Annotated in this window: 10 protein-coding genes and 5 pseudogenes; 10 read left to right on the forward strand and 5 right to left on the reverse strand. The window is 71.1% G+C overall.

The genetic code is table 11. The annotated features are described in order from the left end of the window. Nucleotides 1-46: 46 nt before the first annotated feature. From AB0D04_RS17805 to AB0D04_RS17835, 7 genes and pseudogenes are all read left to right on the forward strand, one after another. Complete coding sequence (locus AB0D04_RS17805) at nucleotides 47-1,738, forward strand: DUF885 domain-containing protein (protein WP_362703861.1); 1,692 nt, start codon at nucleotides 47-49, stop codon at nucleotides 1,736-1,738. A gap of 85 nt (nucleotides 1,739-1,823) precedes the next feature. Beyond that, nucleotides 1,824-2,714 carry an ATP-grasp domain-containing protein gene (locus AB0D04_RS17810; protein ID WP_362703863.1) on the forward strand — a complete coding sequence of 297 codons (891 nt, stop codon included), beginning with the start codon at nucleotides 1,824-1,826 and terminating at the stop codon, nucleotides 2,712-2,714. Nucleotides 2,715-2,905: 191 nt separating this feature from the next. Then, nucleotides 2,906-3,385 (forward strand): annotated as a pseudogene (locus AB0D04_RS17815) (DUF4158 domain-containing protein); the annotation flags it as partial. Between the two features lie 454 nt (nucleotides 3,386-3,839). Further along, on the forward strand, nucleotides 3,840-4,583 hold the full coding sequence (locus AB0D04_RS17820) for a Tn3 family transposase (protein ID WP_362703866.1): 744 nt from the start codon (nucleotides 3,840-3,842) through the stop codon (nucleotides 4,581-4,583). A gap of 29 nt (nucleotides 4,584-4,612) precedes the next feature. After that, the gene (locus AB0D04_RS17825; protein ID WP_362703869.1) at nucleotides 4,613-5,473 is read left to right on the forward strand and encodes a class I SAM-dependent methyltransferase; all 861 of its coding nucleotides are present in this window, start codon (nucleotides 4,613-4,615) and stop codon (nucleotides 5,471-5,473) included. Nucleotides 5,474-5,507: 34 nt separating this feature from the next. Beyond that, nucleotides 5,508-5,672: a hypothetical protein gene (locus tag AB0D04_RS17830; protein ID WP_362703872.1), complete on the forward strand. Its 165-nt coding sequence runs from the start codon at nucleotides 5,508-5,510 to the stop codon at nucleotides 5,670-5,672. Nucleotides 5,673-5,782: 110 nt separating this feature from the next. Next, nucleotides 5,783-6,121 (forward strand): annotated as a pseudogene (locus tag AB0D04_RS17835) (Tn3 family transposase); the annotation flags it as partial. A 239-nt stretch (nucleotides 6,122-6,360) separates the two neighbouring features. Here AB0D04_RS17835 and AB0D04_RS17840 read toward each other — a convergent pair. The 3 genes from AB0D04_RS17840 to AB0D04_RS17850 form a co-directional block, all read right to left on the reverse strand. Then, a complete protein-coding gene (locus tag AB0D04_RS17840) occupies nucleotides 6,361-8,784 on the reverse strand; it encodes a DUF6493 family protein (RefSeq protein ID WP_362703874.1) in 2,424 nt (807 codons plus the stop codon). A gap of 99 nt (nucleotides 8,785-8,883) precedes the next feature. Beyond that, entirely contained in the window at nucleotides 8,884-10,305 is a 1,422-nt protein-coding gene (locus tag AB0D04_RS17845) for an SWIM zinc finger family protein (protein WP_362703876.1), read from the reverse strand. Nucleotides 10,306-10,520: 215 nt separating this feature from the next. Further along, nucleotides 10,521-11,039 carry a rhodanese-like domain-containing protein gene (locus AB0D04_RS17850; protein ID WP_362703879.1) on the reverse strand — a complete coding sequence of 173 codons (519 nt, stop codon included), beginning with the start codon at nucleotides 11,037-11,039 and terminating at the stop codon, nucleotides 10,521-10,523. A gap of 94 nt (nucleotides 11,040-11,133) precedes the next feature. Here AB0D04_RS17850 and AB0D04_RS17855 point away from each other — a divergent pair, with 94 nt between their 5' ends. Then, entirely contained in the window at nucleotides 11,134-11,580 is a 447-nt protein-coding gene (locus AB0D04_RS17855) for an Lrp/AsnC family transcriptional regulator (protein ID WP_362703881.1), read from the forward strand. A 396-nt stretch (nucleotides 11,581-11,976) separates the two neighbouring features. Here the strand turns inward: AB0D04_RS17855 and AB0D04_RS17860 are convergent, their stop codons facing one another. Further along, nucleotides 11,977-12,501, reverse strand: a complete 525-nt coding sequence (locus AB0D04_RS17860) for a hypothetical protein (RefSeq protein WP_362703883.1) — start codon at nucleotides 12,499-12,501, stop codon at nucleotides 11,977-11,979. Nucleotides 12,502-12,716: 215 nt separating this feature from the next. Beyond that, nucleotides 12,717-13,163: pseudogene (locus AB0D04_RS17865) on the reverse strand (DUF1772 domain-containing protein); the annotation flags it as partial. 86 nt (nucleotides 13,164-13,249) lie between these two features. On the opposite strand from AB0D04_RS17865, the pseudogene AB0D04_RS17870 reads away from it, so the two are divergent. Beyond that, nucleotides 13,250-13,393 (forward strand): annotated as a pseudogene (locus AB0D04_RS17870) (TetR family transcriptional regulator); the annotation flags it as partial. Further along, nucleotides 13,393-13,873 (forward strand): annotated as a pseudogene (locus AB0D04_RS17875) (transposase); the annotation flags it as partial. The pseudogenes AB0D04_RS17870 and AB0D04_RS17875, both read left to right, overlap by 1 nt.

Genomic DNA, 13,873 nt, shown 5'->3' on the forward strand with positions numbered 1-13,873 from the left:
CGTATTGATGGTGACGCGGCGGGTGATCCGTACGAGGATGGCCCGCATGTCCAATACCACTTCTTCCGGCGGCGCGCTGCCCCGCCAGATCGCCGATGCCTATGTCGACGCCCTCGTCGGCCTGGACCCCATCACCGGCACCTTCCTCGGCATCGCCGAAAGCTCCGGCAAGCTCCCCGACCTCTCGCCCACCGGCCAGGAGGCACTGGCCCAACTGGCCCGTACGACGCTGGAGAAGCTCACCGAGGCCGAGGCCCGGCCGGGCGCGGAAGACGCCGCCGAGCAGGTCTGCGCGCGGCTGCTGCGCGAGCGGCTGACCGCGGAGCTGGCGGTGCACGAGGCGGGTGAGGGGCTGCGCGCGGTCAGCAACCTCGGCTCGCCGCTGCACCACGTCCGCGAGGTCTTCACCGTCACCCCCGCCGAGACCGACGAGGACTGGGCGGCGATCGCCCAGCGGCTGCGGGCGGTACCGGCCGCGCTCGAGGGCTACCGCGCCGCGCTCGACGCCGGCCTGAGGCAGAACCTTCCCGCGGGCCCCCGCCAAGTGGCCACCGTCGTCGGCCAGTTGGAGGAGTGGACCGGTACCGACCGCAGCTGGTTCGCCGACTTCACCGACGCGGGGCCGGATGCGCTGCGCGCCGAACTGACCGAGGCGGCCGGGGTCGCCACCGGCGCCCTGGTGGAGCTGCGCGACTGGTTCCGCGACCACTACGCCCCGGCCATCGAGGGCGCACCGGACGTGGTGGGCCGGGAGCGCTACACCCGGCTCGCCCGCTACTACAACGGCTCCGACCTCGACGCGGACGAGGCATACGCCTACGGCTGGTCCGAATTCCACCGGCTGCTGGCCGAGATGGAGGCCGAGGCCGAGAAGGTCCTGCCGGGCGCCAAGACCCCGTGGGAGGCGCTGGCCTGGTGTGATGAGCACGGCGAGGCGATCGAGGGGGTCGAGGAGACCCGGCAGTGGCTCCAGTCGCTGATGGACGAGGCGATCGAGGCGCTGGACGGTACGCACTTCGAGCTCGCCGAGCGGGTGCGGAAGGTCGAGTCGCGGATCGCCCCGCCGGGCAGCGCCGCGGCCCCGTACTACACCCAGCCCTCGCTGGACTTCTCCCGTCCCGGCCGCACGTGGCTGCCGACGATGGGCGAGACCCGCTTCCCGGCGTACGACCTGGTCTCCACCTGGTACCACGAGGGCGTGCCCGGCCACCACCTCCAGCTGGCGCAGTGGGCGCATGTCGCCGACCGGCTCTCGCGGTACCAGACAACGGTGGGCATCGTCAGCGCCAACGCGGAGGGCTGGGCGCTGTACGCCGAGCGCCTGATGGACGAGCTGGGCTTCCTGACCAACGCCGAACGGCGCCTGGGCTATCTGGACGCGCAGATGATGCGGGCCGTCCGCGTCATCATCGACATCGGCATGCATCTGGAACTGGAGATCCCGGCGGACTCCCCCTTCCACCCGGGCGAGCGCTGGACGCCGCAGCTGGCGCACGAGTTCTTCGCCCGTCACAGCAGCCGACCGGCCGACTTCGTCGAGAGCGAGATCGTCCGCTACCAGGGCATCCCCGGCCAGGCGATCGGCTACAAGCTCGGTGAACGGGTCTGGCTCCAGGGCCGGGAGGCGGCCCGCGCCCGGCACGGCGCGGACTTCGACCTCAAGGCCTGGCACATGGCCGCGCTCTCACAGGGCTCGCTGGGCCTGGACGATCTGCTGAGCGAGTTGTCGGCGCTGTAACCCCGCGGCGGGGTGGGCCGGGGCAGGAGCCGTTGACGGTTACTCTCGGTGGAGTGCCGTTTCCGGCCGCTGCTACGGTCCGTCGATGACCACGGACCCCGCCCCGCCGCTCTTCCTGCTCTCCGGCGACCCGCTGCGCCCCCGGCGCAGCGACCCGCACTTCGCGGCCGAGGCCGCCGCGGTACGGACGGCGGGCGCGGCGACCGTGGTGCTCGACCACGAGGCCCTGGTGGCCAGGGACGCGGCGGCAGCGGTGTCGCGGGTCCCCCGCGATGCCGGACCGGCCTGGTACCGCGGCTGGATGCTGCCCGCCGATCGCTACGCCGCGCTGGCCGCGGCCCTCATCGACCGTGGCTGTGGGCTGCTGACCTCCCCCGCCGCCTACCGCGCGGCCCATGAACTCCCCGGCTGGTACGCCACGTTCCGCGCGCTCACCCCGGAGAGCGCCTGGCTCCCCTGGACACCGGGCCGGGCCCCGGAGGACGCGGCTCTGGCCCGCCTCGCCGGGCCGTTCGGCGACCGCCCCGTCGTCGTCAAGGACTGGGTGAAGTCCCGTAAGCACGAATGGGAGGAGGCCGCCTACGTCCCGAACGCCGCCGACACCGGTCGGCTGGCCTCCGTCGTCGGCCGCTTCCTCGCCCTCCAGGAGGAGTTCCTGACCGGCGGGGTGGTGCTGCGCGCCTTCGAGGACTTCGACCGGACGGTGGGCGAGGCGCGCGTGTGGTGGGTGGACGGCGAGCCGGTACTGACCGGCCCGCACCCCGACACCCCGCAGCTCTGTCCCGCCCCGGACCTCACTCATCTCGCCCCACTCGTACGGGAGTTGGGCGCACGTTTCCTCACCACGGACCTGGCACTGCGTACGGACGGCAGCTGGCGGGTGGTGGAGGTCGGCGACGGCCAGGTCAGCGGCCTGCCCACGGGAGCGGACCACCGGGCGCTCTTCGAGGCGCTGGTCACCGCGGGCGCCCGCTGACGCTCACGGCCGGGCGGGGGGCGTGCGCGCCGCGCTGCCGACCAACGGGGTACGGACGGTGTAGGGGTGGGGCCGGAATACGAGCGAAACGTGCCACGTCCTTGTTTCACCGCTGGTAGAGGCCAGCGCGGGTTGCCTTGATAGGGATCATTAGGATTCCGTCATCCTGGCCCCCGTGATCTTCGAGGTGTGTGTGGGCATCGATCGACCGCACCGCCTACCCGAGGTTCCGCGGAACCGTCACGGCGCGGGAGCCGGTCGAGTCGTTCACACCCACGGTGGACGAGGTCGGCTGGGCGCGAGGGAAGACGACCGCTGACCAGACCTTCCTCGTGCTGGTGATATGGCTGAAGCGCTATCAGCGGATGCGCTATTTCCCTGGCCTGGACGAGGTTCCCGACGCGGTGGCCGGTCACATACGCACCGCGCTGGGACTGCCGGACAGTGTGGCGGTCGGGGTGGAAGCGGTGCGGTCGGCTGCGCGGTATCGCGACTACGTGCGCGAGCGCCTGGGGGTGAAGTACGACGCGGCGGATGTGCGCGGCATCGCCGAGACGGCGATCCGAGCGGCAGCGGTCACGAAGGACAACCCGGCTGACCTGATCAACGTAGCGTTGGAGGAGTTGCTGGAATCCGGTCGGGAGCTGCCCGGATACACCACGCTGGACCGGATGGTGGCCAAGATCCGTGCCGAGGTGAACCGGGACGTGTTCGCCACTGTCGCCGGCCGGATCACTCCGCGGCAGCGCGCGAGGCTGGCCGAGCTGCTGGTGGTGGACCCATCCAGTCGGCGCAGCCGGTTCGACCGGCTGAAGGACCCGGCGAAGGCCGCGACGATCGGCAAGTTCAAGGTCCGCCTGGCGCATCTTGCCGACCTGGACGCGCTCGGGCCGACCGGTGCATGGTTGCAAGGGGTCCCGCCGGGCAAGATCTCACAGTTCGCTGGCGAGGCGCGGGTCACCGACGTCGCGGACTTCGTCAAGATCGGCGAGGAGAAGCGGTTCACGCTGCTGGCCAGCTTCATCCACGTGCTGCGCACCTCGGCTCGGGACGAGGTGACCGAGATGTTCTGCAAGCGTATGGCGGTCATCCACAAGAAGGGCCGGGCCCGGCTGGAGGCGCTGCGTGAGGAGCACCGCGCTGAGTCCGAGCGGCTGCTGGAGGTGTTCGGCCTGGCCGCGCTCCTCGGATTCGACCTCCTTTCCCCGCATACGCAACTGGCACGACCTGAACTTCTACCGGCCGGACGCCAAGGTGCGGCACAAACACATCGACTCCCTGTTCGACGACAACGTCATCGACTGGGCCCTCATCGAACGCCACTGGAAGGATCTGCTGCGCACCGGGATCTCGATCCGGGAGGGCCGACTGTCCTCGGTGACGCTGCTGCGCCGCCTGGGCAACCACTCGAAGCGCAACCGGATCTACAAGGCGCTACGCGAATTGGGCAGGGTCGTCAGGACCGTGACGCTCCTTCGATACCTGTCCGAACCCGAGCTGCGTGTCCAGATCACCGCGATCACCAACCGTACGGAGGCGTTCCACGGCTTCGCTACGCATCTGATGATCGGCGGACGGCTGATCGGCCACAACGACCCGGACTACCAGGAGCGAGTCGTCAAATTCAACGAGCTGATCGCCAACTGCGCGATCTACTCCACCGCGCTGGACATTACCGATGCCGCCAACGCCCTCGCCGCCGAGGGCCATCTCGTGGACCCCGACGACCTGGCCACCGTCAGCCCGCTGATCACGCGCACCCTACGCCGCTTCGGCGACTGGCACTTGGACCTCACCCCGCCCAAGGACGTCGTCGCCACCAGGTTGGACCTGGCCCCCGGAGCGCTGTTTCCCACCACGCCGGTGTGACGCCCCGGCGGCCTGGCTAGGCTGAACGCATGACTGATGCGGCGGGACGGGTCGAGCCGTCCGGGGTGTGGGCCACAGCCGTGGGCGTGGCCCGGGTGAGGGCGATGGAGACGGCACGCGAGCAGCCGCTGTTCCGGGACCCGCTGGCGCTGGCCTTCGCCACGGCCGGCGGGAGAGGCCCCGGGACGCCGCCGCCCCCGCGCGCGGACGAGGCGGCGCGGCGCCGCTGGCTCGGTGTGGCCTTCTCGATCGTCATCCGGACGAAGTTCCTGGACGACCTGCTGGACCGGGCGGTCGCGTCCGGCGTCCGGCAGGTCGTGCTGCTCGGAGCCGGGATGGACAGCAGGGCCTTCCGAATGGACTGGCCTGCGGGGACCCGGCTATTCGAGGTCGACACGGCCGAACCGCTGGGCTTCAAGGCCTCGGTGCTGCGTCAGGAGCGGGCCGTTCCGCGCTGCGAGCGGATCACCGTCCCGGTCGACCTGCGCGAGGACTGGCCCGGCGCCCTGGCCGCGGCCGGGCACGATCCGGCGCAGCCGACGGTGTGGATCGCCGAGGGACTGCTGATCTATCTGCCCGAGGACGCGGTGCAGTCGCTGCTCGAACGGGTAGGCGCGCTGTCCGCTGCAGGCAGCAGGATGGGCCTGACACTGGGCCCGCGCGGTGTGGTCGAACGCTTCCGCGGGGACGCCGCTCCGGGATCGGCAGCGCCGATGTGGGTCTCGGAGATGCCGGAGGACCCGGTCGGCTGGCTGGACGGCCTCGGCTGGGAGGCCGAGACCTTCACCCTGCGTGAGCGCGCCGAGGCCTACGGCCGTCCAGTGCTCACCCCGCCGCAGCAGGACGAGGGCACCGGCGGACTGGTCTCGGCGGTGCGCGCGGCGCACTGAGCACGACGAAGGCCGGCCCCCGCGTGTGGCGGGCATGCCGCCGTTCCCCGAGGCGGAGATCGAACGGATCTGGCATGCGTGGAACCGGGCGATCGAGGTCGGGCTGATGGAGGACGGTGCGGAGACGAAGTACCACTTCACCCCGGACGGCAAGGTGCTCTCCGTCGCGGTCGGCAGGAGCGGGCAGATCGGGGCTTGAGGAACATCCATGTCAGATCGTGCGCTAATCCCTCTGGGCGTTGATTGGCGCTTTGACCTGGGGTGATTGCGTGTCGGAGCCTTCGCGGGTCGCTTTTGTCGATCAAGAGCCAGGCCAACCTCCAGGAGGGCCGCCACTCCCTGGCCCGAAAGATCTTCCACGGTAGGCACGGGCAGCTCTACCAGCGCTACCAGGACGGTTTGGAGGACCAGATCGGTGCCTTGGGCCTGGTCCTCAACGCCCTGGTGCTGTTCAACACGCGGTACATGGACGCCGCGGTGAGCCAGCTGCGGGCGGATGGCCTCGACATTCGTGACGAGGACGTGGCCCGCCTTTCGCCGTTTGTGCGGCATCACATCAACACGCTTGGCCGGTATTCCTTCCAGCTTCCCGACCTGCCCGGCGGCCTGCGTCCGCTGCGCGACCCGGACGCCACCGACGAGGAGTGACCGGCCCTGGCCTGCTCCGCTGGATGGGATGGCCCTGGAGGTATGGCCAGGAGGAACATCCGGCGGTGCGGCCAGTGCGGCATCGAGCTACCGAAGGGCAGCAGGCAGTCGCTCCGGTAAGGCGATTCGGCTTGCCGTACGAAGGCTTGGCGGGTGAGGCGGGCCCGCTGGGCCGATAGCGACGGGGGCGTTCCTCCACCACTGGAGGCCGGGGGCGCCGCAGCGCCCCCGGCCCGTCTTCACCCGGTCAGGACGCCGCGCAGTTGGCGTGCCTCCTTCACCAGGCGGGACTTCGGCGGCCGGGACGCCACCTCCTCCAGGCCGGGTATCTCCCCACACGCCCCGGCTCGGGCGGCGAGGTCCGTCGCCGTCGCCAGCAGATCGCTCAGGCCGTGGATGCGCGCCCCAGACGGCAGCAGCCGCGACAGAAACTCCGACAGCACTGGCCACACCGCCCCTGCCCCTACCGCCACCGAGGCGTCCCTCAGCGCGGATGCGAGGCGAGAGCCCGCCAGTATTACTGCCATCTCAGCGAGGGCCGCAGCCAGGAGTGCCGAGTCCAGCTCCCTGCGTGAGACCATGATGACCAACGCGTCTACCGTGGCTGTCCGGTGCTCGCGGCGGTCATCGTTCAGTCCCTTGGCCAGTGCGCGGTGCATCGCCTCGCCCTTGGGGCCGGGCAGCGCCGCCAGCCGCTCCAGGGTCCGGCAGTCCATACGGTCGCCGCTGCAGTTACTCACCGCCCAGTCGGCCTGGATGTCCGGGTCGCACGGGAGGTCCTCCGGGCGGCAGGGGAATATCGAGGGGGCATAAACAGGGCTGCGGGTCGGGGCGGGTCCGGGTCCGGCCAGCAGGGTGGCGAATGGTTCGGGGTGGGCGGCCGGGTCCGTGTCTCGTCCGCCCCTCTGAAGTCGGTCCGCGAGGCGGCGACCTGCGGGCGAAGTAAGCGCCTCAGCGGTCGCCCGCGCGTCCGGATCATCCTCTGGCACGACCCGTAGCAGCGCCTGCGCCAGGTCCACCGGTCCGGGCTCGACTTCCAGTCGTTCGTACTCGGCGATCCGTGCGACAAGTTCGGCCGCCCCTATCGTGCCGTTGTCGTGTGTGGCGGTGGCCAGCAGGAACGGGGTCGTGACACCCCTCTGGACCCGATCGACCAGTTCCCGGCCCCGAATCTCCACCATGGTGTCGAGCATCGACCCACTACCCGGATACCGCACCCCGCAGACGGCCGCCGCCACCCCGAGGAGGTTCCACGGTTCGTGCCCGGCCTGAGAGAACCAATCGAGGTGATCGGCGATCCCCGCCCGCAGCGCGGCCGCGAGCCCTTCGCGATCCCGGTGGGCGTGGCGGATCAGGCGGTCCAGCAGGGCGTCCTCGAACGGGCCGTCCTTCTGATGGCGGCGCCACCAGACGCGAAGAGCCGCTGCGGCGTCCTCCGGGCTGTCGTCCACAGGGCCGTCCAGCCGCGCCGCCTTCGGCGGCGGGGGCGGGGCGATGTCCGGCTCGCGCTTCAAGCCCGCGGACGGCGCGGGAACCTCGGCGTTCCGGGGAAGATGACGGGCGATCAGCCGCTCGACCCGTTCCCGCAGTGCCGCGTCCTCCAGCGCGTCCCGTGCCTCCGCCAGTACCGCGATCGCTGCGCCAGCGGTCGCGGGATCCTGCCCAATAACCCATTCGAGCCAGGCCAGTTGGGCTCGGACAAGCTTCTTCTCCGGGCGGAGCAGCGCATCACGCGACACGTCGACGACCCGGGCGGGCATCAGCACCCCGCGCAGGACCTGCTGTGCGTGGGCGGCCACGGTGGACGGGCCGTCCAGCAGCAGTCGGACGTAGTCGTCCTCGTATTTCGCGCACTCCTCCGTCGAGGGCGCCAGTTCCTCCAGCGTCCACAGCCGGAACCGGACGTCCGCGGCCGCTCCGGTGCCGCGGACCAACGAAGCGAGCACGGCGTCGTGGAGGCGGCCGGCGTCGAGGGTGCCGGTGGAGGCGAGTGCCGCGAGCGCGGCGGGCCAGGAGTACTCCGGGTCGTCGCGGGAGTACGGGCTCGTATTCGTGTAGCCCGGCACCCCGTCGATCTCGAACAAGCGGTGGACGAGAGGCTGCAGGAACGGGTTGTCCGCGAGGATGACGGCAAGCGGGCGCTCATCCCAGGTGGGCGGGACGTTGTAGCGGTCGGCCGTCTCCCTGGCCCACGTGAGGACGAACCCGTCCGTGGTCGGGACGGGACAGCCGGAGCGCCGGATCAACTCGACGACCAGGTGGTAGTAGGGCAGTTCGCCCTCATCGAGGCGGCTGTCGGCGATCCGGCGGACGAGCTCGGCTTGGAAGTCGGAGTCGCGGGTGTCCGGCCCGTCGGCGAACAGGCAGGCAAGCAGGGCTGCGTCGGGCCGCCAGCTCGGAATGCTCGTGACTCGGGTCTTGCCCTTGAGCAGCCACTCGGCGACGGCCGGTGCGGTGGCGAGGCAGCCCGCGCCGGCGAGCTGAACCGCGATGCGGCGCGGGTCGTCGTAGGTCCACAGGCTGACCCTGCTGAGGGACGCGCGGGCGGCTTTCAGCTCGGGAACGGCGGCGCGGCGCTCGCCTGCGGTCATGGCGGCCAGGGCATCGGGGACGGCGCGGTAGTCCCCGTTGTCGATGAGCGTGAACAGTGGGTGGTCGGACATGTGTGGCAGCACTCTCCCGTGCGGTGGTGTAGTCGGTACGTGGTGCGGAATGAGGCGATGCGGTGCGCGCCGGGCGCGCCGGGCGGGTGCATCAGGTGGTCAGCTGCCCTGGGCCGCTTTGGTATTGCCAGGGGTGGTCGCCGCGTCGTCTGCGGCGATGCGCACGGCGAGGGCGTGGCTGCAGGGCCCGCGGCGGCCTTGGTGTTCGGCCCACCACACGCACGTGCACGCTGACGCCCCACGGGTGGTTCCGGCGTCGCCCCGCACCCGGTGTGTGCGCCCGTCGGTCGTCGTGACCTCCGCGAGGCCCGGCCCCAGGCTGCGCACGCCACCCGCAGCGACGATCGCGCGTGCCGTCCCCAATCGCGGGTGGTGGTCCTCGGCCCGGCCGGGGACGAACGGCAGCTCGCGGTGGAAGTACGCGGCCGCGGCGGGGTCGTAGCCCACGCGGCCGTCCGCCCCGAGCCGGGTGAGCGCGGCGCGGGTGCGTTCGACCGTCAGCCCCGCCTCGGCGGCCAGCTCGGCGGTGTCGATCCGGGAGTCCCAGGCGAGCAGGACGGACAGCAGCTCGGCATCGCCCTCGACGTCCGGCCCGGCGAGATCGTCCAGCACCGTCCCCTCTCCGGAGAATCCCCGGCCCGTCTCGGGTGACAGCGTGAGTGTCAGCCGGAGGCCGGCCGGGAGGGATATCTCCCACGCCGCGGCCTGTGTGGCGCTGCGGGTGGTGACCGGCGGCCCGTAGAGGCGGAGGCCACGGGCGTGGCGCAGCACGCGGCGTAGTGCGGTGAGGCGCTGCGGTCCGGGCAGGCACACGGCCCCCTGCACGGGCCGGGACGTGGTGCGCAGTCGCCCGTTGTTGGCGACGACCCACTCCGCACCGCGCGAGGCGTTGCCGGAACCAGCTCGTGGGAGGGTCCGCAGGAAGCGGAGTGCCTCGGCGGCGGGCAGCTCGGCGCGGAGGTCGAACTGGGAGGCGATGACCGATGTCTCGGCGAAGCCGCGTATCCACCGATCGGGCAGCGGGACCTTCTTCTCGACGATCCGGTCGCCGCCCGTTCGAACGGCGAGTTCGTCAGGCCCGACGGTGAGGCCGAGCGGCTCACCGGCTGTCAGCCGCCCGAGGGCGTCCCGCAGCGGGAGGTTGACGTCGACGTTCGTGGTGCCGCGGCCGACCTCCCCGCCGTCCAGTCCGGCTGGGGGCACATCCAGCTGGGCGTGCACGCCGCAGCAGCCCGAGAACGACTCGAACCGCAGCCAGCCGCCCCCGACCGTCACCACTGGATCGAGGCTCGCGGCCCCGCTCGGCCGAGGGTCGTAGTACCGGGCGGCCGCCACGTCGGCGACGGCGAGCAGCGCCGCCGCCGACGCCTCGGGTTCGGTAAGGGTCCCGTCGAAGAAGCGGGGGTTCGCAGCAACCCCAGCCGGGGTGCGTCCCCCGCTGGTCTGCAGGGCGAGAGCGTGCATGGCGGCATCGAAAACGGACGGGGCGCAGTAGGTGTACGTCGTGGTGGTTGTAGCCATGTGACGGAACATTAAGCCTGAGGTCTGACACTCCCGTTGCTCGCGGCCCATGCCTCATGCCGGGCTGCCGTCCGTCGCATCGGCGGCCTCCTCGCTCATCAGTCCCGGTGGCCAGCGAGTAGCCGCGCGCCCTGGGCACGAACCCCGCCACCCGAACGGTCCCGCCCGCCCTGCCGGGTGGCGGCGGTCAGCGGCGGGCGGGCCGCCCCGATCCCTCAGCAGCCGCAGTCCTCCGCCCCGACGGGCGCGGTCAGCGGGTCGGCAGGGCGCCGTTCCGTGCCCTGCCAGGTGGCCACCTCGTAGCCTTCGCGGATCCAGTACTCGATGCCGCCGAGCATCTCCTTGACCCGGTAGCCGAGCCGGGCCAGTGCGAGGGCGGCGCGGGTGGCGCCGTCGCAGCCGGGGCCCCAGCAGTAGACGACGACCGGGACCTCGGGGTCCAGCAGCTGCCCCGCGTCCTGGGGAATCCGGGCCGTGGGCAGGTGGACGGCGCCGGGGACATGCCCCTGGTCCCAGGCCGCGGTACTGCGGGAGTCGACGACGACGAAGTCGGTGGCACCGGCCGCGAGGGCGCCGTGCACATCGGCGACATCGGTGTGGAAGGCGAGGCGCGCGGCGAAGTAGGCGGCGGCGTCGGCAGGGGCGGCGGGCGGGGTGGCCAGTACGGCGCTGGTGGCGGTCGTCGGCCGTGGAGGCTGCGGGGTCTGCGGGGTCTGCGTGCCGTGAGTGATCATGGCCAATAATTTACGGTTCCCTGATCGGCCGGAGAAGCAGTGGTCACCGGCAAAACCCTTGATCTGCCGGGGATTCCACTGCTAGACAGCCCCCATGACCGGCTATTCCCCCGACGCCACCGACTGGCGCATCCTCGACGTCCTCCAGCGCAACGGCCGCGCGGGCTACGCCGAGCTGGCGCGCGCCGTGAACATGTCCGCGAGCGCCGTCACCGAACGGGTGCGGCGCCTGGAGGAGGCCGGGGTGATCTCGGGTTATGCGGCGGTGATCGAACCGGAGCGGCTCGGTCTGTCGGTGCTCGCCTTCGTCCGGCTGCGCTATCCGAACGGCAACTACAAGCCGTTCCACGATCTGCTGGAGACCACGCCGGAGATCCTGGAGGCCCATCACGTCACGGGCGACGACTGCTTCGTCATCAAGGTCGCCGCCCGGTCGATGAAGCATCTGGAAGAGGTCTCGGGCCGGATCGGGGCGCTCGGCGCGGTGACGACCAGCGTCGTCTACTCCTCGCCGCTCCCCCGCCGCGCCGTCAGCCACTGACCGGCCCGCAGCCAGGAGGCCTTCCACACCGCCAAGGCTCTCCGTGCCCGCGAAGGCGACTGGGCGCACTTCGACACCCACGGCAACATCAACCGGGCCTCCCACCAGTCCCACAGGAGCCGCAGAGGTGGTCTTATGCGACTGAGGTACCTTCCCGAGCACACAGCCCGTACGTAAAGGGCGTATCCGAGCCGGGATTGTCGTCGGGATTGTCCAGGACGGCGATCGGGCGTTCATCGCGGTGGGGCACCATGAGGTACTCGTTCGGGACGTGGCCGGTATGGGCAGGCTGCAGGCGGCAAGCCGCCGGTGGACGGCTTGCACCACCGCGGCCGTCGCGTTGCGAGGCTCGTGCCAGGTGCCCGCTGGGGTCGCCGTACGCTCCAGGGAAGAGCTTCAGGGCAGTTCGGTCGCCTTCGCCTTCGGGTCGAGCTGGTCGCCGTAGCCGGCTGCCGTCCATACATGGTGGCGGAAGTGCTCCGGCGTCACGATCCCCGGCCATGGGTGCCCTGAGGGGTAAAACACGCCCTGGCAGGTGGAGCAATAGCGCGCCTCGGCGGTGAGTGCGTCCGCCCGGGACGCTCCGGCCCGGACCCGCCGCGCGTCCCGGGTCTCGCCACGGACGATGGCGATGGTAGCCACCACGATGAGCACCGCGACGACGGCACCCACCGCCGTGAGCCACGGCAGGTGCCGTTCGTCGGCGAAATACTTCCCGGCGGCACCGGCCACGAAGGCGAGCACGATGCCCTCGCAGAAGTGAATGCAGCCGTCGCCGGTGTGGTTCGGTGCCGACGCAAGCCTGGTCGTCAGGTCCTCGCGCCGCCCACGCTTGTCCGTACGCGCCTCGGCCACCGACACGTTCTCCCGCGTCTGGCATCCGGGACACGTCACCGGGCCGTTCGCCTCCCCGTTCGTCATGCGCCCATGGTGGCGCATCACGAAGTGTCCACATCAACCGGGGTAGCCGTCGGGCAGCCGGGCCACCTGCCTTTCCGATGGGTAGGTGCCTTTGAACCGGTGAGCATCGTCAAGGCCGTTATGACAGCGGTCGGCCACCAAGCGGGCCCGGTGCACACTCCTGTCACCGGCCACGCCCCAGCCGGCCGCGTCACCAACCTCTCCGAACAACACACCTGGACGAGGGCTACGGCGAACAGCGTGAAGGTGAGCACGATGACGCCCACGCGAACGTGGTGAAACCGGTCCCACCGTCGCACCTGCTGCTTCCAGTCCGCGGGCACGCCCTCGCGCGACCAGGTCGCAACGCGCGAGTTGATCGGCACGAGCAGCAGGATCGCCATCACCACGCTCAGCACGAGCAGGACCGTGCCCGCGGTGACGAGCGACGCGCCCGCGCCGCCCCACGCCAGCGCGGCCCGCGCCGCGCCGAGGATGACTGAGCTTGTGTACCAGAACGGCATGACCCTGCCGAGGACGCGCGCCCCGTCGCTGCGGGCGTCGAGTCCGCCGTCGTTGGGGAGCCGGTCGAGGATCGGGTTGACGAACACCGCCACCGCGAACTCCACGCCCACCATCACCCCGACCACGACGATCGTGACGACTGCCAGTACGTCCTGCATGTCCGCTCCAAGGCCCCTGGCGGCGCTGGAATTTGATGCAACGCCAGACCTGCCGACGCTCGATTGTCCAGCGATGCCAGGTTCGGTTGTCGGCACACCACCGCAAGGAACGCGAGCGGGCCAACCGCCACAAACTGATCGTCTCAACGGCCCGCGAACTCGCCGAGACCCACGGCTGGGACGCAGTCACCACGCGCCGGCTCGCCGAGCGAATCAAGTACAGCCAGCCGCACGGCAGATGCGCGAACTTATCGAGCGGCTCCTCGCGGCGGGGCAGTGCACGAGGGCGAGCCTGAGATCCTCATCGTGGTGGACGCCGGATACGACGTGCCCCGGCTCGCCTTCCTCCTGGCAGATCTGCCGGTGCAGGTGCTGGGCCGCATGCGCTCGGACCGCGTCCTGCGGCGGGCTGCCCCGCCCCGCGAACCCCACAGCATGGGCCGCCCGCCCCGCCACGGCGGCGAGTTCGTCCTCGACGGCCCGAACACCTGGGCCGCCCCCGACGCGGCCTCGGTGACCGAGACCCGTCTCTACGGCACGGCTACCGCCCAGGCATGGGACCGACTCCACCCCCGGCTGACCCATCGCTCCGCCTGGACCGCACAGTTGGGCAAACTGCCAGTCATCGAGGGCACCGTGATTCACCTGCGGGTCGACCACCTGCCGTCGGGCACCACCCCGAAGCCGGTCCGGCTGTGGTGGTCGGGCAT

It is taken from the genome of Streptomyces sp. NPDC048483 (genome assembly GCF_040651455.1).
Taxonomy (GTDB): domain Bacteria; phylum Actinomycetota; class Actinomycetes; order Streptomycetales; family Streptomycetaceae; genus Streptomyces.